The 21,892-nt window shown below is 34.2% G+C and carries 23 protein-coding genes, 1 pseudogene and 1 riboswitch; of the genes and pseudogenes, 6 read left to right on the top strand and 18 right to left on the bottom strand.

Going from position 1 to position 21,892, the window contains the following annotated elements:
- Position 1: 1 nt before the first annotated feature.
- The 4 genes and pseudogenes from ACQ4QH_RS04410 to ACQ4QH_RS04395 form a co-directional block, all read right to left on the bottom strand.
- Positions 2-223, bottom strand: coding sequence for an IS3 family transposase (locus ACQ4QH_RS04410; protein WP_439819413.1), 222 nt, complete (start codon positions 221-223; stop codon positions 2-4).
- 178 nt (positions 224-401) lie between these two features.
- Positions 402-557: pseudogene (locus ACQ4QH_RS04405) on the bottom strand (IS3 family transposase); the annotation flags it as partial.
- A 22-nt stretch (positions 558-579) separates the two neighbouring features.
- Positions 580-942 (bottom strand): IS3 family transposase, encoded by a 363-nt coding sequence (locus ACQ4QH_RS04400; RefSeq protein ID WP_439819505.1) that lies wholly within the window; start codon positions 940-942, stop codon positions 580-582.
- Between the two features lie 134 nt (positions 943-1,076).
- Positions 1,077-1,475 (bottom strand): hypothetical protein, encoded by a 399-nt coding sequence (locus ACQ4QH_RS04395; RefSeq protein ID WP_439819412.1) that lies wholly within the window; start codon positions 1,473-1,475, stop codon positions 1,077-1,079.
- A 761-nt stretch (positions 1,476-2,236) separates the two neighbouring features.
- Positions 2,237-2,339, top strand: a riboswitch (TPP riboswitch).
- A 74-nt stretch (positions 2,340-2,413) separates the two neighbouring features.
- On the opposite strand from ACQ4QH_RS04395, the gene thiT reads away from it, so the two are divergent.
- On the top strand, positions 2,414-2,983 hold the full coding sequence (thiT, locus tag ACQ4QH_RS04390) for an energy-coupled thiamine transporter ThiT (protein WP_439819411.1): 570 nt from the start codon (positions 2,414-2,416) through the stop codon (positions 2,981-2,983).
- Between the two features lie 156 nt (positions 2,984-3,139).
- On the opposite strand, the gene ACQ4QH_RS04385 is transcribed toward thiT, so the two are convergent.
- The 3 genes from ACQ4QH_RS04385 to ACQ4QH_RS04375 form a co-directional block, all read right to left on the bottom strand.
- Complete coding sequence (locus ACQ4QH_RS04385; protein ID WP_439819410.1) at positions 3,140-4,951, bottom strand: ABC transporter ATP-binding protein; 1,812 nt, start codon at positions 4,949-4,951, stop codon at positions 3,140-3,142.
- On the bottom strand, positions 4,944-6,773 hold the full coding sequence (locus ACQ4QH_RS04380; RefSeq protein WP_439819409.1) for an ATP-binding cassette domain-containing protein: 1,830 nt from the start codon (positions 6,771-6,773) through the stop codon (positions 4,944-4,946). Before ACQ4QH_RS04380 ends, ACQ4QH_RS04385 begins: the two co-directional genes overlap by 8 nt.
- Before the next feature lie 670 nt (positions 6,774-7,443).
- Positions 7,444-8,475 carry a zinc-binding alcohol dehydrogenase family protein gene (locus ACQ4QH_RS04375; protein WP_439819408.1) on the bottom strand — a complete coding sequence of 344 codons (1,032 nt, stop codon included), beginning with the start codon at positions 8,473-8,475 and terminating at the stop codon, positions 7,444-7,446.
- A gap of 189 nt (positions 8,476-8,664) precedes the next feature.
- On the opposite strand from ACQ4QH_RS04375, the gene ACQ4QH_RS04370 reads away from it, so the two are divergent.
- Positions 8,665-8,997, top strand: a complete 333-nt coding sequence (locus ACQ4QH_RS04370; protein WP_439819504.1) for a winged helix-turn-helix transcriptional regulator — start codon at positions 8,665-8,667, stop codon at positions 8,995-8,997.
- Between the two features lie 225 nt (positions 8,998-9,222).
- On the opposite strand, the gene ACQ4QH_RS04365 is transcribed toward ACQ4QH_RS04370, so the two are convergent.
- The 8 genes from ACQ4QH_RS04365 to ACQ4QH_RS04330 all read right to left on the bottom strand — a co-directional run bounded on the left by ACQ4QH_RS04365 (position 9,223) and on the right by ACQ4QH_RS04330 (position 14,480).
- On the bottom strand, positions 9,223-9,315 hold the full coding sequence (locus ACQ4QH_RS04365) for a putative holin-like toxin (RefSeq protein ID WP_219843350.1): 93 nt from the start codon (positions 9,313-9,315) through the stop codon (positions 9,223-9,225).
- Positions 9,316-9,697: 382 nt separating this feature from the next.
- Positions 9,698-10,249, bottom strand: a complete 552-nt coding sequence (locus ACQ4QH_RS04360; RefSeq protein WP_439819407.1) for a GNAT family N-acetyltransferase — start codon at positions 10,247-10,249, stop codon at positions 9,698-9,700.
- A gap of 10 nt (positions 10,250-10,259) precedes the next feature.
- Complete coding sequence (locus ACQ4QH_RS04355) at positions 10,260-10,565, bottom strand: hypothetical protein (protein WP_439819406.1); 306 nt, start codon at positions 10,563-10,565, stop codon at positions 10,260-10,262.
- Between the two features lie 201 nt (positions 10,566-10,766).
- A complete protein-coding gene (locus ACQ4QH_RS04350) occupies positions 10,767-11,315 on the bottom strand; it encodes a histidine phosphatase family protein (RefSeq protein ID WP_439819405.1) in 549 nt (182 codons plus the stop codon).
- A gap of 38 nt (positions 11,316-11,353) precedes the next feature.
- The gene (locus ACQ4QH_RS04345; RefSeq protein WP_439819404.1) at positions 11,354-12,004 is read right to left on the bottom strand and encodes an alpha/beta fold hydrolase; all 651 of its coding nucleotides are present in this window, start codon (positions 12,002-12,004) and stop codon (positions 11,354-11,356) included.
- Positions 12,005-12,454: 450 nt separating this feature from the next.
- Positions 12,455-12,547 (bottom strand): putative holin-like toxin, encoded by a 93-nt coding sequence (locus ACQ4QH_RS04340; RefSeq protein ID WP_219843350.1) that lies wholly within the window; start codon positions 12,545-12,547, stop codon positions 12,455-12,457.
- 350 nt (positions 12,548-12,897) lie between these two features.
- A complete protein-coding gene (locus ACQ4QH_RS04335; RefSeq protein WP_439819403.1) occupies positions 12,898-13,356 on the bottom strand; it encodes a hypothetical protein in 459 nt (152 codons plus the stop codon).
- 29 nt (positions 13,357-13,385) lie between these two features.
- On the bottom strand, positions 13,386-14,480 hold the full coding sequence (locus ACQ4QH_RS04330; RefSeq protein ID WP_439819402.1) for a lipocalin-like domain-containing protein: 1,095 nt from the start codon (positions 14,478-14,480) through the stop codon (positions 13,386-13,388).
- Positions 14,481-14,616: 136 nt separating this feature from the next.
- Between ACQ4QH_RS04330 and ACQ4QH_RS04325 the strand changes: the two genes are divergently transcribed.
- Positions 14,617-15,219, top strand: coding sequence for a TetR/AcrR family transcriptional regulator (locus ACQ4QH_RS04325; RefSeq protein WP_439819401.1), 603 nt, complete (start codon positions 14,617-14,619; stop codon positions 15,217-15,219).
- 19 nt (positions 15,220-15,238) lie between these two features.
- Here ACQ4QH_RS04325 and ACQ4QH_RS04320 read toward each other — a convergent pair whose 3' ends face one another.
- Positions 15,239-15,925, bottom strand: a complete 687-nt coding sequence (locus ACQ4QH_RS04320) for a VIT1/CCC1 transporter family protein (RefSeq protein WP_439819400.1) — start codon at positions 15,923-15,925, stop codon at positions 15,239-15,241.
- 11 nt (positions 15,926-15,936) lie between these two features.
- Positions 15,937-16,614, bottom strand: a complete 678-nt coding sequence (locus tag ACQ4QH_RS04315; protein ID WP_439819399.1) for a VIT1/CCC1 transporter family protein — start codon at positions 16,612-16,614, stop codon at positions 15,937-15,939.
- Between the two features lie 128 nt (positions 16,615-16,742).
- Here ACQ4QH_RS04315 and ACQ4QH_RS04310 point away from each other — a divergent pair, with 128 nt between their 5' ends.
- Positions 16,743-17,147: a Fur family transcriptional regulator gene (locus ACQ4QH_RS04310; protein ID WP_150222839.1), complete on the top strand. Its 405-nt coding sequence runs from the start codon at positions 16,743-16,745 to the stop codon at positions 17,145-17,147.
- A 520-nt stretch (positions 17,148-17,667) separates the two neighbouring features.
- The gene (locus ACQ4QH_RS04305; protein WP_439819398.1) at positions 17,668-19,122 is read left to right on the top strand and encodes a hypothetical protein; all 1,455 of its coding nucleotides are present in this window, start codon (positions 17,668-17,670) and stop codon (positions 19,120-19,122) included.
- Between the two features lie 130 nt (positions 19,123-19,252).
- Here ACQ4QH_RS04305 and ACQ4QH_RS04300 read toward each other — a convergent pair whose 3' ends face one another.
- On the bottom strand, positions 19,253-20,131 hold the full coding sequence (locus ACQ4QH_RS04300; protein WP_439819397.1) for a LysR family transcriptional regulator: 879 nt from the start codon (positions 20,129-20,131) through the stop codon (positions 19,253-19,255).
- 131 nt (positions 20,132-20,262) lie between these two features.
- On the opposite strand from ACQ4QH_RS04300, the gene ACQ4QH_RS04295 reads away from it, so the two are divergent.
- Positions 20,263-21,888 (top strand): malolactic enzyme, encoded by a 1,626-nt coding sequence (locus tag ACQ4QH_RS04295; RefSeq protein WP_439819396.1) that lies wholly within the window; start codon positions 20,263-20,265, stop codon positions 21,886-21,888.
- Positions 21,889-21,892 lie beyond the last annotated feature (4 nt).

Raw genomic sequence — 21,892 nt, 5'->3', positions numbered from 1 at the left:
ATCACTCCTTCAAAACCTTGTCAAAATAATCTCCAATCTCTATGTCAAAGAGTGAGGTGTACCCAAAAAGATAAAGTTTAATAATTTGTTTGTTAGGTGGTAATTTGTCGAATTCTCTCGGCGATTTACCACCTAATTTTGTTTGTATACGTTGATTATTGTAATAATTCAACCAACTATTGATTTGATTTACTAATTCTTGTGCGGATGCATAGTTTTTCAAGGGATTTATTAAAGAAACTTTCTATTGCTGCATTATTTAAGTATGTTGCACGGCGTGACATACTCTGAAACACGTGGTGTTGCCTAAGTAATTTGCGCCATGAACGATGGTGATACTGCCATCCTTGATCTGTGTGAATGGTTGTTCGGTAGGCTAATTTAGGTAACTTATGCAATAACTATTGTAAAGGTTCTAAAGCAAATGCCAAATTAGGTCGTGTGCTTAATGCATAAGTGATAATCTCATTATTATACAAATCCATAATTGGTTCTAGGTACACCTTTTCACCCGTGCTTGGCAGTTTAAATTCAGTGACATCACTAACTAATTTTTGATTGGGTCTGTCTGTTTTAAACTTACGATGTGTAAACGATTTTTACTCGCTTTCCCTCAGACCCTTTTGACGAATCATAACGTCGTGATATTCGACGGTACCCCGCACCTTGAAGGTGCATTTCATGCATTAAGCGTTGCACTTTCTTGTGATTAACCCCTTTAAAAGTGGTCACTTTCCTTAAAGCAAGGTAAACACGTCGGACACCATAGTGTGGATTTTCTCTGCAGATATTCTGAATAATTAGTTTGAGTGCTTGATCTTTATCTGTTCGATTGAAACAACGTTTCCAGTAGTGATAAGTTGCCTCTGAAATAGGTGGTACCCGCAATAAATTAACTAGTCTAAGTTCTGCCTCGAGTCGATAGACGACTTCTTGAAGCATCAGCTTGCAATTGACCAACCTGTCCTTCCAGATCAAATTTCATCTTTTCTAAGTGATCACAACGTTCTTCAAGATTAAGCACATTAGCATTTTCCACCTTGTAGCGTTCTTTTTCCGCTTGTGCTTCATCAATATTAACTAGCAATTAACTGTATTATCTTTTGATGATACTCATCTGAATAACCTATAACACATGACAAAATCCACCTGCCCTCATCATCTGTTATATTTGTGTCCAATACTCGACGCAAATCCTGTACGACTTCTGGAATTGGCTTCGGATTATTTTGCTTATCAATATATGCTAATACTTTTTCCTCATTCTTTTGATCATTAGTTAGCTGAATCATTGTTTTTCCTAAATCAAAGGTTTCTTCTGGTTCAACATACGCTTGCTCAATATTATTAAATTCATCCGGATCAACTTGATTGCCCTTTTGAATCTCTTTCAAATAAGCTAATTTCCCTTTTGGTGACAGATTATTGTATATTTGATCGTTTTTGAATAAGATAATTTTTTCCTTTCCAGTCATTAAAAATTCAACATAATAATTCACTTATAATCTGTATGCTATCGAAATAATAAGAGATGTTCAAGTCTTTACTATGTACCCCTGTCCCCTAAACAAGGGGTACGGGTGCATATGGTTCACGTTGTTCAATCCTGCTCAATTTACTAACATTTCCCCCTTTTGCCATCCAAACGATAAAACAGCCAGTGACTGTCCTATGCATCACTAGACCAAATACCAAGGGTAAATAACACGGCGTTGCCGTCCCTATTATTTGGCCCAGCTGTTTAATTGTCCTCCTGTCAAAATAAAATAAACATTAGTTAATTAAGCAATTGAACAAAAAAAATTTAAGAGGTACCAACAAATGATTCAAACAAACATCATAACATTCGAAAATACCGGTCGTACAACACACAACAAAGCAAATAAGTTTTAATATTTGTACAAAGGTACCATCTATGATTAGTTTTGTTATTGTAATTAGTAGTTAATATAGCCGGATTATTAATTGGTTTGATATATCGAATAGCTATTGGGTATGTATTGGGTTCTTTAAGATTGATTTGGTGGTTAATCAAAAAGATTAGCGTTGCCTTAATATGTGCCCTTTCCTTCTGTATTGGGTACATTTGGAGTTATATCCGAAATCGGTTAAAACCACCAAACACAAAAGTCAGTATAAAAATATAGCAATATAACAACTAATATTTGCAGCCACTACTATCAATTGAGTTTTTAATAATTATCAGATATAATGTTTGGTACATAAGAAACAATATCAAGACATTTAGGGGTGCTTTATATAAAAGCTGAGATGGATTTTTCCAAACTCTCTGAACCTGTGAGGTAAGCCTCGCGTAGGAAACAATGCTTAATAATTGACTACTCTTTATATGGTCAATTATTGGGTGTTGTTTTTTTATGTAAAATTTACATTTTCAGAGAGGTAATGAAATATGAAAACACAACATTTTAACACCCATTTATTAGTAGAAATAGCATTATTTTCAGTTTTATGCGTTATTTTAGACCTTTTTTCTTTCAAGGCTTGGGGACAAGGAGGCAGTATATCCCTCCAGATGCTGCCTATATTTGTTATTGCATTTAGACATGGTTTAAAAGCTGGTTCAATCACAGGCCTAATTTTTGGACTCCTTCAATTGTTACTGGGGGCTTACATTCTTAATCCCATTCAAGCATTTTTAGATTATCCGTTAGCATTCATGCTTGTGGGTAGCGCCGGGGTCTTTTCAAAATCTATTCAAGCCGCAATATCTAAGGGAAAGAATGGTCGCCTAATATTCTTTATCTTCATAGGAACTCTATTAGGTAGCTTATTACGCTTAATTGTACATATTATTTCGGCGATGATTTATTTTAGTGCTGGCGCAACAGGTCATCAATCTGTACTTGCCTATGCCACAATCTACAATGTTTCATACATGGTACCAAGCTTTATTCTAACCACCCTGATCATCATGGCTATGTTCAGTGCTTTTAAAAGGTTACTGGTAACTAATCAATAAGGATATAATAAAGGGTCTGGGACAAAATTCAACCAGTTTAAAGCACCAGGCCGAAGGCAAAACTCTTCGATCTGGTGCTTACATTTAGCTGAGTTTTATTCCAGTCTTGATCTTCAATTTAACTGAAATTATTTGTTATTTAAATAAAAATGTCATTTAGTCATCATAGTACTGTGCTTGCTTTTGATACATGTCATAATATAATCCCCGTTCTTTCATGAGCTGTTGATGGTTGCCAGAAGCGATTAACTTTCCGTCAGCCATAACTAAGATACGATTACTGAATTGTGTTGCACTCATACGATGTGAAATAAAAATAGCAGTTTTATTTTGAACTAACCCGTTAAAATTACTGAAAACATTAGCTTCTGCAATTGGATCTAGCGATGCTGTAGGTTCATCCAAAATAACAACCTGTGAATTTCTGTACAACGCCCTTGCAATTGCAATTTTTTGTCGTTCTCCGCCAGACAATTCAACACCACTTTCATCTAGTTCAGTTGTTGCCGGTGTGTTAACCCCTTTAGATAAAGTTTTTATTCTTTTTTCTAGTCCCACTAATTTCAATATTTTTAACAGTCGTTGTTCATCAAATGCTTGTTCCATAACAATATTTTCCTTAATTGACCAAGCAAATATATTAAAATCTTGAAAGACGGTACTAAACTGTTTTTGATACTGACCTAATTCATAGTGTTCTATGCTGATGTCATTAATAAGAATTTGTCCCTGACTTGGTTGGTAAAGTCGTAACAACAGTTTAATTAGAGTCGACTTCCCGCTACCATTTGGTCCCACAATCGCAATTCGTTCGCCGTTTTCAATAACAAAATTTACGTCAGTTAGTATATAATCCTCATCGTTAGAAAATCTAAAGTAAACATGCTTAAATTCTATTTTTTTTATTACACCATCAAATTCAATCTCTTCTGGTGTATTAACATTAGTTAACTTAAAGTTCATAAATTTAATATATTGTGACATTGTCGTAAACGCAGCTTTGCGATTGCTCCATGCTGAAAAAAATTGGCCCAAACTACCAATAAGTATCTGTAGATATCCAACACTCGTCACCATTGTCCCAAGTAATAAACTTCCATCAAGAACACGAATCGAAAACAAACAGTATAGAATTCCAATAACTAAACTTGTCACAATACTACCTGCATTGCCCAAAACTGCTGCTTTCAACTGATATCTTTCATCTTCATTGACCTGGTCAGTAATTATTTTCCCTGCTTGATTCGTGATTTTATTTTGAGGATCATAAATCTTCAAAAATTTTGCATACTTAGGTTCTTTAAACAGAATACCAGAATAATAATCCAAAGCTCTATTAAACTTCATATTGTAGGCAAAAAATTTTTCCATGACTTTTCCTTCTTGTTTAGCCAAAAATATTGAAGAAATAATAGGGATTAATAGCAAGCAAAAAATAAATAATTCATAAAAAAAATTTAATGTTGTTCCATAAGACGGTGAAGAAAATATTTTTACCATCAACCCACCTGAAATTACTAATGTTGTCGTAAACTTTGTCATATTATTAATAATATTTGAAACAAATATATCAAATCCACCAGTATATTCAAATCCTGTTTTGACGGCACTGTATAATTTTCTAAAATCATCATCAATATGTGTTTTATAGTTTACATTATTGAGTCTCTCAGCCAGATTAGCTTCTGCTCTAATATTTAGCATCTGCTTACCCTTCTCAATTTGTACATTCACTAAGTTATCAACCACACGCAAAAAAAGGGTTAGTGATAAGAAAACAACGATAATTAAAACAATTTCATTCATAGTTGTGGTAATTAAAACATTAATAATTTTACCTAAGAAAGTTAAAAGTAATAGCTGATTTGCTACTTGCAAAATCGAACTAATTACTTGAAAGCTTACCATATGCGGGTATAATTCATTCGTTGTCAAAATAAAATCATGAAAGCCATATTCTTTATTCATTAGTGATCTCACTTTCATACAACTGTTTTTGCACGTTGAATATTTTTCTGTACTCTGCAGACTCTGATAATAAAGCCTTATGTGAACCATAAGCTTCAATTTGACCATCTTTCAATAAGATAATGTTATCTGCAAATTTCGTGGATGCTAGTCTATGAGAAATAAACAGACTGGTTTTCCCTTTAAATAAGTTCTCCATCTGCTGATATAATAAACTCTCAGTTAGTGAATCTAATGCTGCCGTCGGTTCGTCCAAAATGATAAAGGGGCTATCTCTATATAGAGCTCTCCCTAAAATTATTTTTTGTAATTCACCACCAGATGGTATTAACCCGTTATCATGTATATAGCGCGTTAAATATGTCTGCATACCTTGTGGTAGTTTACTAATGGTTTTATTTAAAGTCACTTGCTCAGCTATTTTCATTAGTTTTTGTTTATTAATACTCTCAGAAATAACAATATTTTTCTCTAAAGTATCCGCCCATAAAACATTCTCTTGAAAAGCTGGTGCAAAGAGGCGCTGATAGCTTCTTACCCACGATTTTGACAATGGTATGCCATTTACTAAAATTTCACCAGAATAAGGTTCAATAATTCCCATAATCGTTAGAACTAAAGTCGTCTTCCCTGCACCATTTAAACCAACCAGTGCAATATGCTCACCTGGTTTAATACGTAAATTTATGTCTCTCAAAATGAATTTTTCCTGATCTGGATACTTCACAAAAATATTTTTTAACTGAATTTCTAAGTGGTCTGGTGAAATAGATTCGGGTAGCCCCTGATTATCAGCATGCTCATCCAATGTAATCATTCTCTCAATAGCATCAAGATAAACTCGACTTTTTGATATATCATTGTTTGCATTTAAGAACTCTTCTAAATTATTACTTCCCTCTTTAATATAGACATCAAGCATACCCAGCAAAGAAAATAAAAATGAAAACTCTACAACAGACATTTCACCATGAAAAACCTTTTGTGCCAACACAAGGTAGATAGGTATTGACCTACAAAAATTTACAAGAACAATCAACGTCTTAGCTTTAAAACTATTCAAAGCTAATTTTTTCTTTATAACTGTAATTTCATCTCTACATTGTTTAATTTTGAGTCCGAACTTTATTTCCAGAAAGTATGTTCGGATTTCCTGTCCAGCTGAAGTATCAAATGATTTCCTATAAAGATAATTTTGTTCTAAATAAACTTTTCCTAGATCTTTTTGTATCCTTAAGCGCTGTGAACTGAAGTATGATAATATTTTGAAAGAAATTATGCACGTAATGGCGACAATAATTGGGCTCCACCAGGCCACAATGGCTGACACACCACCAGCAATCACTAACATTAGTACATTTTGACAGAGTAAAACCATCGCTGGAACAAAAAGTCCCACACCACTATTATCATTTTCATATCCATAGGCAGCACTTTGAGCACGTTCTTTTTGTGTATCTACATTGATTAACTTAAAATAAGGTAGATTGATAAACCCTTTCCCATCTAACACTTGTAGTGTCATACGGACCTTAATACTCTCCCAAAACACTTTCGTTACAAGCCAACCGCTTATCCATAAAAAAACACCTAAAATAAAGCTTAGTGACAGAATAATTACAAAATCATTGTTTAAAGTAACTGTCCTATCTAATAAAAAAATAATTATTGAAGGAAAAGATATACCTAAAAAATTAGTAACTACCCCCAAACAAACACTTATTGGCAGATAAATAGTCAATAAACGCCGCTGTTTTTTCGCCATACGAAGCAACCACTTGAAGTTATTTAAAAATTTATATACGAAATTTTTTTCTTTCATAACCATATTGCCTCACTACTCATGAAATGTAAGAAACATTTTGTCAATTGTGGTTTGTTGATTTTAGTCTCTTTTTCCCACTCAAACCACTATAATCGGACAAACTATTATATTCAGAGTTACTCGCCAAAAATATTGCTTCTCTAATCAACGCATTTGTTTTAAAATACAAATATATTTCGTCATTATCTTCCTTATTTAAAATTTCAAATACTGTCCTACTGCTTAACATAGGAGGCCTTACTTGGAAATTTTTTAATATTTTTACCTCATTTTATGCCTTCCCCAAAAAAGACAATTGCTTAGACTTTATAAAATAAACACTTATCTTTTCTAAAATAGCTAATCAATTAAATATTAAGACCTTATTAAACCTGGGTTCTACAGGATTACTACAACAACCCGACGCTGTAACTCCAGCCTTCACTGCTGCTTGATCACTTCTTAATTCAATTTGTTCCATATCCAAATCCAAAAGATTCATAGTTTCATTTATAATTTTACCTCCTCCATAAAACACATTTTGTTTGTTAGATTTCGATTAATTATTTTCAATAATTTTAATCTATATTTAATTTTTAGAGAAGTCAAATTTAAAATATCAAGATGCTACTATGCTTTATTGCACGTATATTTTGTTCATTCAATAATCGGAAAAGTCATACTATAATTATTTCTCCCATCCAGTTAGTGTAACTTTACCCACCATTCTTCCGGATTCGACATCCGCATGTGCCTTACGCAAATTATTGGCATTAATAGGCACATAGTTTATGGTATCTACAGGAATTAATTTTCTCTGTTCATATAAATCCTTGATATTATTTAAAATATTATGCTGAGTAATCATTGACTCTAATTGATAATACGATTTGCTATACATCCATTCCCAGCTGAACGTAACTCTTTTTTTAGTAAGTTTTTGCAAATCAATTAGTCGCCTATTCTCTGTTGTAGCTACAACATGACCTTCAGGTTTAATAATTTCTGCTATTTCATTCCAATGTGCATCCAAATTGTTTAAATTAAGAATATAGTCTACTTCTGGTAAGTGTAAGTCCTTAACCTGTTTAATCAAGTCCCGATGATGATCTATAACAAAATCTGCTCCCAATTTTTTCACCCATTCAACTGATTTTTCTTTGGACGCGGTTGCAATAACTGTTAATCCTGCTAATTTTGCTAGTTGAATGGCTAGCGATCCAACACCACCAGCACCATTGATAATCAGCAGTACCTTTTGGTTATTACTTTTTAAAGTAACACCCATCTTTTCAAACAATGACTCATACGCGGTTAAAGCTACTAAAGGAACAGCTGCGGCTTGCTGATTACTTAAGTTTTTAGGCGCTAGTCCAACAATACGCTCATCTACTACCTGATGTTGTGCATTACTACCTGAACGTGTAAATTCTCCTGCATACCAAACCCGATCACCTGGCTTAAATAAACTCGTCTTTTTTCCTACGGATATAACTTGCCCCACTGAATCCCAACCAATAATTCTAGGATGTACTAGTTTGTTTTTTCGTCCACCTCGTCGCACCCCTGTATCCACTGGATTAACTGAGACACCATCCACTCTAACTAGAATATCTCTATCTTTTAAAACTGGTTCTGAAATAGTTAAATCTTGTAGACTATCTTTCTCAGAAACCGGTAAATGCTGATAGAAACCCACTGCCTTAATTTTATTTGTCATATCGATCCTCCTCACAACATAAATAATAGTCGCATTAGAAATTATGTTAAGACGTGAATTTAAAGACACATGGTGGAAAAATTTATACTAGGTGAATCATAATTCACCTAACTAAATTGTATTATGTCGTGATAATATTAATTATATTAAGGAGAAATATGGAAAATATTTATAAAAGAGGCCATTATGATGAGGGAAATTTATAATTGTGAAGCAGGTTGCCCTGTTCAAAATACGCTGCAATTTATTTCTGGAAAATGGAAAAGTGTTATTCTATATCATATTTTTAAAGATAAAGTATTGCGTTTTTCAGAGTTACAACATAGACTACCCTATGTAACCAAACGTATGCTTGCAAAACAATTAGCAGAGCTAGAAGAAGACGGCATTATAGATAAAAAAATTTATCCTGTTATTCCAATTAAAACTGAATATACAATTACAGAATTTGGTCAAACCCTTAAGCCAGTAATTAATGCAATGGAAAACTGGGGTGAAGGATATCTAAAAACATTAGTTTAGTTAAATCCCTGTAATTAAGAAAAGATTGGTTACTTTGATAAAAAACATAATAAATTTTCTTATGGATTTAATTTTGTCAATAAAACAAGTCATGTTATAATTTACTTGTAAACAAAAAGCCCCGTGCTACCAACACGAGGCCTGGGCTACTTTAACGGTGGCTGTGATTATACTTAAATATAAACCGCCTAGCTCGTCAAAGTTAAGGGCGGTTTTTTGTTTGTCTTACTTCTTGTTGTGATTGTCGATATACGTCAACAATGCCAACAAAAAGCTCCCGAACAATATCATTAAAGATATTGCATCGTGAACAGACATGTTCAGCTAATCCTCCTTTCATTAGATTTTGAAGTCTACGAACACTTGTCCATAGGCACCAACCCCTTTCGGAAAGATTAGCCACCGCCTTTTAACCCATAAATTATTATATCATAAAAGTCGTTAAATCCCTGTTATATCAACGGATTTAACGACTTTTTAATTTGTATATATTAAGGTTTTAGATGTGATACGATATTAATTTATCTCTGAGCATTTTACCTGCCGTTTATCTATATTGGTCAACATTTTTAAGATTGCACTCATTCACTACCAGGCAATAAATTTATTTTTCCCATCCAATTTCTAAGTATGGCGTTTTTTCCTTCAAATTTTGTAATGAAATCTTACGATCATCATTTAAATCCACTGGAAGTTCATTTTACTTTTTGCTTTTCCATTCATCTTTAAGTAACGTCCAAATATTACCATCATAAAATCCATCTGATAATAATTCTATATCTCGAAAAGAACCATCAAAATGAAAGCCTGCTTTTTTAGCAACACGATTGCTCCGCTGATTTTCCACTGCTGCTCCAATTTCTATTTTATGGATATTATAATCATAAAATCCTATGTCACACATACCAGACACTGCACGATGCATAATTCCATTACCTACAAATTTTGTTCCTAACCAATAACCTATTTCTGTACTTTGATCCATTGCCCTAAATTTATTAAAACTAATCATTCCAGCAGGCTGATTTTTAAAAAGAATAGTAGTATTCAATGAGTAACCTGTCCCAAAGTGTTTCATAGCATCAATTAAGAACTTTTCTTCATCATCCACACTTTTCATACCTATTACCCAAGGCAACCATGGTTCTAATTCTTTTCTGCTTTCATCAACAAGAGTAAATAAAGGCTCAGCGTCAATCTTAGGCCTTGGTAAAGCTAGACTAACTTCATTGTCAATTTGATATGTAAACATTTTTATCCCCCTAATAAAACATAAATGTAATAAAAATAATGGTTATAATCATTCTAGTTACATGATGTGATAAATGAAAATTGTTTTGATGCTTTCCATTAAGCATTGCTGTTATCTGCATACCTACCAGAGAAAAGGTGATAATCCATTTAACAATTAAAATTCCCATAAAATAATCGAGCACAATAATTATTACTGTGAAAAATAAATTGGCATATATTATTAAGTCATGTTTACTTTCTTTTTTAATAAACTGTACTGAGGCGATTAAAATCAGGGCTGAGTATAAAAGCAACATGATTTGAATAATAATCATAATTAATATTTCTCCTAAGGTATTATTTGAATTTGAAATAGGCTTAACAACAATATTACAAATATCGTCAAGAAAAATACCCTGTCCCAAAAAATAGGTAGTATGCTTAGGGCTCCTCCACTTTTCTTATAACTTTGAATTAATTTTCTACCTCTTAAAAATCTAAAAAATTTTTTCTAGTGTCATAATTAAACAAATTTATTATATCAATTCAGCATAAATATATGATTCATGGCTGATTTTCAATCTTAATATTGAACCATACGGCAAATATTTCCAAAATTCAAAACCTTTACCTGGATAAACAAGTTCATATATAGTGCTCATCACCGTTCCATGTGAACCAATGGCAATATGCTCATCCTCTTTACATTTATCCTTAATAAAAGAAATATACCTAGTTTGAGCATGTTGTAATGATTCTCCCCCGGCTTGATAATATTTAAAATCTAGCCATTGATGGTTAATATAATCTGTAAATTTTTGACTTGAATCAAACCATTCCGGCATCTTTCGCTCAACAAGAAGGTTATTAGTTTCAACTGAAATATTCTGCTTTTTGGCTAACGGAACTACCGTTTCAACAGATCTACGCAGTGGGCTTGCGAAAATATGTGTATATGGTTGCTTTTGTAATTTTGACGAAACCATTTCCGCTTGTCTAATTCCAGTTAAAGTTAATGGTCTTAGAAAGTCGTCATGTATTGATGTGTCAGGCTCCCCATGTCGTACTAGATCAATTATTTTCATTTTCACCTCGTACATTTTTATGTTTGAAATTTACAAATTCAACTTACTTGTTCTCTAACTGAAAAATATTTTGCATAAAATTCATTAATTATTTTTGTAAACGCTACAGGTGTCTCCTCGTTTAGCATGTGACCACCGTCAATGACCTTTATCTCAGAGTCACGAATCTCAGCATGCAGTGCTTTGGATGCCGGTAAATTAGCCTTATCTTTAGTACCACAAATGATAGCGGTTGGCATATTTAACTGATCTAATTTTGGGCGCAAATTTAATGACTTCATTGATTGACAAAATGCAATCATTTGTTTCTTTGTAATACCTAATTCAATAAAATTTTTACTAGGCATAAATCGAAACATAAGATTTTGCAAGTCAATCAATAATTTATTAGGACTCTCAAATTGGGCACCAGAAAGTATTAGACCTTTTACTAAGCGATTACCATCCAGTGCACTTGATAAAGCCAAGATTGCACCTAATGATAACCCACACAAAATATATGGTTCATCTATAACTTGCAATTTTTGTGCTATTTCTCTATGCAGTAGTTCAAAAGTTAATTTTGTATTATCATCAATTGTTGAAAATAAGTTTAATGATTCTGGTTCAAGATTTATATTTAAATTTTCTATCACTTTGTTCCACGCCGTGGCATCTTGTCCTAAACCTGGTAAAAATATTATTTTCATTTTTATACCTCTTGTTAAATAATTAGTTACGGAAAGGCTTTAATTTGTCATATTCTGATAACTTTTAATGATTTTATTTACACGATAATCTTTGCAAGTTCAAAACTCGCCTTGATTAAATTATCATTAGAAAAATTAATATAAAGTTAATTTATAATGATGATTATACACTTAAATCATTTATGATAGATATAAAATTAAACCAGGGAACTTAATATATTCTGAATAATCACCTTTATTTTTAAATAGGAAGACATTATTATCTCCTATTCAGAACAGCTAGATTTATTAGTGTCTGAATTTTGAAAAAATAACATCGCATGCTATAATGAATCTAAACAAAAAGCCCCGTGCTACCAACACGAGGCCTGGGCTACTTCAACTGTGGCTGAGTAAATATAAATTTAAACCGCCTCACTCGTCAAAGTTAAGGGCGGTTTTTTGCTTGTCTTACTTCTTGTTGTGATTGTCGATATATGTCAACAATGCCAACAAAAAGCTCCCGAACAATATCATTAAAGATATTGCATCGTGAACAGACATGTTTAGCTAATCCTCCTTTCATTAGATTTTGAAGTCTACGAACACTTGTCCATAGGCATCAACCCCTTTCGGAAAGATTAGCCACCGCCTTTTAACCCATGAATTTATTATATCATAAAAGCCGTTAAACCCTTGTTATATCAACGGATTCAACGACTTTTTAATTTGTATACGAGTAGTCTAGGTTGTCATCTTTCAAAAAACAAAATAGTAGAAAAATAAATTCGTGAATTTGTCCTTGTAAGCAAGCGTTGTTTAACTCATTCCAAATCAATAACTGGTTATGCAAACTTTAATTGTTATATCTTCAAATGTCCATGATTTTGTGGACCAGAAAAACGCGCCATAATTTATTTTTCTTTAGGTAAGCACCACCACGGATCATTTTCTCGTTGCATTGCTCGTTGTCGCCGAGCAAAGGGTTCAAAATTAATCGTTAGCGGTTCAATTTCATTAAATTGTACTTGCTTTTCATCAAAAGAACCTGGCACTGCAATCCGCTTCCATCGGGCATGGTGCTCTTTAGCATAGGAAACAGTGTCTGTACTATCCTTCCAAATCTCAATTTGTTGTTTAAATAGTTCCGGGTCATCATATTCATCCATAAAGAACCAATCTTCTATTTCAGGATCTCGCTCATTAACCCGATAAAATGTTCTAGTTTTGCTATACAAAATGTTTTCTGGATGCCAGCGCTGTTCATCGATTCCACGACCATCACGCTCGATACCACCTGACATTAGCTTAATCATGTCATCATGATTTTTTACGGGAACTTGCCACTTCACAACATTTACTAACCCTGCCATTATTTAAGTCCTTCTTTCAAAAAGATTGATTAAACATCTGCACGTTCGTCCTCTTTACCTAAATAGTTATATTCATAAATCATATCACCAGACGACTCATCAACATTATCACCATCAATAATCTTCACATCACCATCTGCGTAATATCGCATATAGACTGGGTTAATACCCATTTGATCGTAGGCTGCCTTTTGTTGTTCATTTGCATCACCATAAATATCACGTGTTTCAATTTCATCACGCCATTTAACCGTGAAAATAACCTTTTTGTTATCGTTTTTATTTTGGAAAGTATACTCACTAGTCTTAGGAAAAACCTTGCCTGTTGAATTGATTTCTAATTCAGAATCCAAAGTTACATGACCGTCTGTCATATAAACCACATGCCCTGTTTTATTATCTTCAATACCAAAGAATGGTACACGTTCAAATCCAAAACGCTCATTAGAAACAAAATCATAAACCATCACCGTGTACTTCTCAGTGTACAAATGACCCCACAACCAGTGATGCCAAGCCTGCATTGGATGAATATTCATCCATTGGTGGTCATGATAACCAAGACCAGTAACCTCATGTTTCTCACCATCGTAAAATAGAGTTCCGGTTACTTTATTTTTAGGGACATTTAAATCAGTATAATGATATTCATCATTTTCACCCAAAGTGATAACCGCACTATTACCTTGTCTAAATGGATCAACCAGTGCTTCAAAATGTAAATCTAAGCCAACACCATTAACTGGTTCAAAATGAACATCATAGTTTTTAAAATCACCAACTGCAGTATGTGGTCCAAATTGCAAATCACATTTATCCTTACCAATATGAGATTCTTCACTTGAATATGATTGGAAATCCTGTTTAGTGGCTCCATCCGGAGTAGTAATCATAATATTAGTATTAGGTTCGTCACCAGCTTCATTTAATTTGTAAGGTGATTTTGGCCGGAAAGCAACCATAAATTTACCACCATCATCTAAGATACCGTCAAAGTACCAAACTTCATTATGACCAGCTTCATCCGTATCACGGCGTCCATCTTCCCACGTTTGTACCTTTGTAGGATCAATCCCTAATTTTTTAAAATCTGCTGATGTGTCCATTACTCGAGCTTTTACCATAAAAATCACTCCTTCTATTCAGGCTAGATTAAATCAAATAGACATCTGTCTATAATCTGTACTATAATCCCCTTATAGTCAGTACACAACCGACAAAATTCATAAATGTGGCTATTATCAGAAAGGAAATACCACCATGACAACAAAGACAGATTTACGAATTAAAAAAACTAATTATGCAATTAAAACAGCATTTTGGCAATTACTTTATACTGAAGATTATTCCAAGATTACAGTTAGACAAATTTTAAACTTGGCAAACGTAAATCATGCAACGTTTTATAAACACTATGCTAATAAAGACGATTTGTTAACTGCTATTGAAGATGATTTACTGTCTGAATTTAAAAAAGTAACCCTACAAGTTCCAACGCCACTCATAACACAAAAAACAGAAACAGAACAACCCCAGATGGAGTATTATTATCAACAACTTGTGTTATATATCTATCGTAATGGAAAAAAATTTTCTACTCTTCTAGACTCAACAGAAGATCGCTCATTCATTAATAAATTAATTGAAACAGATCAAGAAATTTGGCAAGAAAAACATTTATTAGAACAGTTAGCAATTCCTCAGCGCTATGCCTCAACAGCCTTAGTAGGTATGGCACTTAATTTAATTTCTGAATGGGTAAAATCTGATTTCCAAGAGACGCCACAAGAATTTCTCGCTATCATGAAGAAACTTTTGACACCCTTCTTTTCTGATGGCATTCTTTTCTATAATGATAAATAATTTCATGGGTAAGTCTATTTCAAAATAGTTTTCCAATACCAAAATGAATGGCGACTGTTGCAAGACCAATAATAATATTTCGAATAATCGCACGTTTGATAAGACCATTAGAGATTCTAGCACTCAAAAATCCAGTTAATGCAACAGCGACAACTGTTGCACCAATTGTAGCGACAAATTGATAGTGCCCAGTTACCAATACCAAAGCTACTAACGGGAAAGCACCACCAATAGCGGCACTAAACAATGATGACCACGCTGCCGACCAAGGATTCATATAATGGCCTAACGTGAAATCATATTTAACACTCAAAACTGTTTCTAGCGGTTTTTTAGCGAGTAGTTCATCTGCAATTTTATCAGCCGTATGTCTTGAAACACCACGTTCTTGATAAAAATTAGTGACTGCAAGCTTTTGTCCATCAAAGTCATCAATCAGTAATTGTCGTTCTTTCGCAACAACGACTTTTTCGCTATCAGTTTGTGAACTAACAGATGCATATTCACCAGAAGCCATTGATAATGCACATGCTAGTAGGTCAGCTAAGGCAGCAATAAAAATGGCAAAATGATTAGTTGTTGCAGCAGCCACAGAAAAAAGAACACCAACAACAGTTAAAATACCATCATTTGCCCCCAGAACACCGGCACGTATAGTATTCAATCGCTCATCCATAGTCATTTTAATACTATTTTTCTTTTCCATTATCTCTACCCTCATCTAAATAAGCTACCAATAGCATAAGTTACAAGCATGGTAAACACACCAGCAAACACATTACGAATTGCAGAATGCTTTTTTTCAGCACCATTTAAGTAGGCGGCTGTATAGCCTGTTATGGCCAAAGCCACAATAACAGCAAAAAAAGTTACTAATTCTCGCACACGAAGTGATGACAGTGAAATTGCCAACATCGGTAGCACTGAACCAATCGGAAAACTAATCAAAGATGCTAGAGCTGCATCTTTTGCACTTAACTCATGATCTAACGAAAAACCATAACGTTCACGCACAGTTGTCACCAAGGGGTCCATATTCATCATTTCTCGAGTTGCTTGTTGGGCCAACTCTAATGAAATACCATGCGCTTCATATTTTTTTTGGACAAAGTCAAACTCCTTATTATAATCATCCGCTAATGCTTTTGTTTGTTCCCGACGAACTTTTTCTTCTGCATCATGTTGTGAACTGACTGAAACGTACTCCCCCATCGCCATTGAAACAGTACCCGCTAACGTGCCTGCAAATCCAGCTAACAAAATAGTTCCGGTATGACTTGTGGCGCCTGCAACACCCAATATGATTCCCGAAACAGACAAGATGCCATCATTTGCTCCCATTACTGCTGCACGAATAATATTGTCGCGTTGCATCAAACTTTGTTTTTCTGACATTATCATCACTCCTATTTTAGAATCATTCTAATCTATTAAAATCATAACCCTCTTTGTCGCACAATTCAAGTTGGTTTGTAGAATATTTTAGACGTGATATAATGAGGTCATATTGAACGGAGATGCTGATGCTTGAGCAAAAATTACGAAATATATTGCAAGGGCGTGGACTTAAAGCGACGACTCAGCGTATGATTATTTTAGATTATCTGATGTCTCATAAAACTCATCCGACAGCTGAAATGATCCATGCTGACTTACAATCAATTAGTCTAGCCACCATTTACAACACACTTGAAAAATTAGTGGATACTGGGTTAGTCATTGTTATTGATAGTAATGATGATAAACGTCATTTTGATTACTATGGTGAACCACACTACCACATCATCAATCAGAAAACGCACGAAATCATCGATGCTAATAATTTTGACGTACAACCATTACTTGACGCAGCTCGAAAAGCCAGTGGTCTCAATATTTCTGGTTATCATATTGAGCTATATGGTATTGACCCTAAAGATGCAAAATAAAAACACAACTGTTTCGATGTACCCAATAACTTGAACAGGGTAAAATCTATTCAGATCACTGTGTTTTTTTATGTCCACGTAAGTCACGTTATAATTTACTCGTAAACAAAAAAGCCCCGTGCGATAACACGAGTCCTTACTTACGCCAACGTTGACTGTTTAAATTTGAATTTAAAGCCGCCTTTTTACCTATCAAAGCATGAGGCGGTTTTTAGTTTGCCTTACTTCTTGTTGTTGTCGATGTGTTGGGATAAGTAACTCATCACTGATTATTTGACTACTTTTGAAATTGGTTTTGTGTTCGCAAATGATAGCAAATTATATGCTTACGCCACTTTTGATAGTATATTAAAAAGTGAAAACGATTACTGAATATAATCTTATAATTGACCATATTTGCATTTGATTCACTAATACACAACTAGTTAAAGAGTGGTTTTTATTCATGAATCTAAATTTTATAGGACCATAACTTTAAAATTTAATTAGAAACTCAACAATAAATAGTAGGAGAAAATAATTGATTAAAAAAGAAAAATACTTATTCTGGGCTAGACTATTTAATCCAATTGTCATTGTAGTTTTTGCTATCTTAGTTTGGTTACTCATCAATATAGCAAATTTTGGTAATGTACTTTTAAACCTTCCCTTAGTCATCATAATTAGCATCAGTATTTTGACTTGGTTCATCTGGTGTATTATCCATTTTAATTCTTGGAAAAAAGTACAAAAGTATTTTTCATCACGAACTTTATATAAGTCTTGGAATTTTATAGGACCTGCAATATTTCTTTCATTGTGCATTATACTAGTAATTGGTCAATATCGAAGTGCACAGGAAATTGGTACCCGTCTTAATTACAGGCTAGATTATATTTTTAAAGTTCGTAGTGTAAAAGTAACAAAAGATAACATATACAATAACGGTTTAAATGAATTTTTTGCTAGCATAGGACAAAAAGTAAACTTACCAAATAAACTTTATGTATCTCCTGATGACCCGTTGAAAATTACTTTTGATCATAATGGAAAAATCACCCTGTTCGAGGGTTATCTAACCGGTCAAAATAAGAATAAATCTGGACAAACATACCTAATCAATTACGACACTAGTAAAAGTAATAAAATTATAATTCGTAGAAGTCAAAGTGATTTTGATGCTACAGTAGTTAAAAAATCTAACAATATTGACCCTCTGTTAAAAATTACGAATACATCAAAGTTTTCTAATACTTTAAAAAATGAAGCTGGATCAACTTTCGATTTATACTATGCTGGAATAACACAATTAAAGCCTACACAACAAGGAATTATTGATGTTAATAAAAATGGTGATACCACAGACATTGAGCAAACATTCCAGTATAATGTGCCAATTTACATTCATGGAGAAACAGCACAAGCATTCTTTAGATTCTTTGATAGTCGCATAAAGGCAAGTGCTGACTTACCAGCACCAGATCCAACAACTGATTTAAACACAAACGAAGTCCAATCATTCAGAAGCAAAAAAATTGGGTATCGTCTACAAGTGGTCAATGCTGCACTAGGTACGTATTATTACAAATTAATGCAGACTAATGACGGTGGTAGAACCTGGACACCTCTGAATAATGATCCATTTCATGGAGAAGGTGGTACAGCATTAAATGTAAAGTTTTTGAGCAAGTCCCTTGGATTTGTTGCTTTATCACAGAACTCAGGTACTAGTTCCAAATTATATCGTACTGAAGATGCTGGAAAAACTTTTTCCGAAGTGACCTATGATACAAAAAAAATATCATTAGACAATCAAGATGATTATGAACCATTTGTTGCACCTGATATGCCTACTAAGACAAAAGATGGTCTACAAATGAAAGTTGGTCAAGGAACTCAGGGTGATTATGAAGGTGGTCTTGCACAAGCTCTTTATCATTCTATAGATGAAGGTAAAACATGGTCTTTTGTTAAAATTATTCATCATAAAAATTAAATAAGTATACTTCAAAGTATAATCTTAAACCGCCTTACTCGACAAAGTTGAGGGCGGCTTTTTTGTCTTACTTCACTTATCAGGCACATTTTAAGTGAATGACTGTTTACTTATTGATGTAATTATTAGTTTACTTACTGATGTAATTATTAATAGTTTGCAAAATTGCTTGCTGAGGATCATTTAGTGGCACATTTTCACGTGTTAAAAGAAAAATGTTGAATGTTGGTAAGTTTTTGTTCAATAGATTGATGTAATGCATATCATGATCAGTTTCACGCAACGCCAAAGTTGTAATCAATGCCATGCCCAAACCTTCCCTTACTACGCTTTTGAGCGCCTCAACATTTGAGGTTTGATACAAAATATGGGGAAAAACTTCCGTGTTATATGTTAGTTCCTTAAAGACACGACTGTGAATAAATCCTTCATTAAACAAAATGAAATCTTCACTTGCAACATCTTCAAAATAGCATTCATCAGGCATGTCATATTTCGTGGTTGCTAATACAAATGGGAATGAGGCAACTTTTTTTTCATTAACACCAGGAATATGGACATCGTCAATCGATGCAATTAAGCCAAAATCTAATTTACCATCCTTAACTTGTGCCATTAAATCATCGCTCCCAAGTTCTACTGCCTCAAAATTTGGAAGTAAATGCGTTTTAGCAAGTTCACGCGTGACCGGTAAAAAATAATAATTTCCAATGATTGGTGGCAATCCGAATCGCAGTTTCTTTAGTGAATGTAACCGTATCTCTTCCTTCGTGAAGGTAATTTCACTTTGAATTTGTTTAGCTAGATCCAACACAAGTTCACCAGTTCGAGTTAGTTCTACCGACTTTTTTGAAGCATGACGTTCGAGTAGTTCGCTATCAAACTCATCCTCTAGTCGTTTGATAGCATATGTAATTGTCGGCTGAGTGACACCGAATTGCTCAGAAACAGCAGTGAACTGTTTCAGCTGCGCCAAGGCAGAAAAATATGACAGATCCTTTAAATTCATAACAATTCCTCCATCCGTTGATTTATAAATAAATTTTATCATATCTGCATAATTTGACTATAAAAATTTATAGATAGTAAACTAGGCATCGTTAAGAAATTATTATTTAATTTTAAGGAGACAATTACACAATGCGTGGACAAGAAATTTTAAACAACCCTTTCTTGAATAAGGGTACTGCTTTTACTGAAGAAGAGCGTGCAAAACTTGGCTTAACTGGTTTGTTACCAGCCCATGTTCAAACAATCAAAGAGCAAGCTGATCAGGCTTATGCCCAATACGAAACAAAGGTTAACAACGTTGAAAAGCGTATTTTTCTATCAACATTATTCGACACAAACCGTACTTTATTCTATTACTTGGTAGATCAACATGTTGCTGAATTCATGCCAATTGTATATGATCCAACCATTGCAGACACAATCGAAAACTATTCCGCATTATTTGTAAATCCACAAAACGCTGCCTTCTTGGATATTAATCACCCCGAGAACATTGCAGCTACGCTAAAAAATGCTGCTGATGGACGCGAGATTAAATTATTAGTTGCCACTGATGCTGAAGGTATCTTGGGAATTGGTGACTGGGGTGTCCAGGGTGTTGATATTGCCGTTGGTAAGTTGATGGTTTACACGGCTGCTGCCGGTATCGACCCTACCTCAGTCTTACCAGTTTCTGTTGACGCTGGTACGAATCGTAAAGAGTTGTTGGAAGATCCACTATATTTGGGTAACCGCCACGAACGTGTTCACGGTGAACAATACTTTGAATTCATTGATAAATTTGTTAAGACTGCACAATCACTGTTCCCAGACATGTACCTACATTTTGAAGACTTTGGACGTTCAACGGCAACGAAAATTTTGAACACGTATAAGAAAAACTGGCCAACGTTTAATGATGACATTCAAGGAACTGGAATCGTTGTCACATCAGCTGTTTTGGGTGCCTTGGCTATTACTGGTGAAGACATTAAGTCACAAACATACTTGACGTACGGTGGTGGTTCAGCTGGTACAGGTATCGCTAGTCGTGTCTTGGCCGAATTTATGCAACAAGGTTTATCGGAAGAAGAAGCTCGTAAGCACTTCTATATGGTTGATCGTCAAGGACTATTATTTGACGATGATGAAACGTTGACACCTGAACAAAAACCTTTTGCTCGTTCACGTTCAGAATTTGAAAATGCTGATGAATTAACGGACTTATTAACAATTGTTAAGACTGTTAAACCAACTGTTTTGGTCGGTACGTCAACTAATCCTGGTTCATTTACCAAGGAGATTGTTGCGGCAATGATTGCTAACACTGATCACCCAAAAATTTTTCCATTGTCAAACCCTACAAAGTTACACGAAGCAATGCCAGATGAATTGATTAAGTGGTCAGACGGTAAAGCCTTGGTTGCTGCTGGCGTACCTGTCGATCCAGTTGTGGCTTCAAATGGTGTAACCTACGAAATCGGCCAAGCTAACAACATGCTAGTTTACCCAGGTTTGGGATTGGGAACAATTGTTGCCAAAGCTAAGATATTGTCAGACGGTATGATTTCGGCTGCTGCCCATGCTTTAGGCGGTATGGTTGACACTTCTCAACCTGGTGCTCCTGTTTTGCCACCTGTATCACGTTTGTCAGAAATGTCATTTCGTGTGGCAGTTGCTGTAGTTAAACAAGCAATTGCTGAAGGATTAAATCAAATTAAAATAGATGACGTTGAAGCTGCTGTTAAGTCTGCTCAATGGACACCTAAATACTAATCAA

This window comes from Weissella paramesenteroides (genome assembly GCF_051903945.1).
Taxonomy (GTDB): domain Bacteria; phylum Bacillota; class Bacilli; order Lactobacillales; family Lactobacillaceae; genus Weissella; species Weissella paramesenteroides_A.
This window is presented reverse-complemented; position numbering and strand designations above follow the sequence as displayed.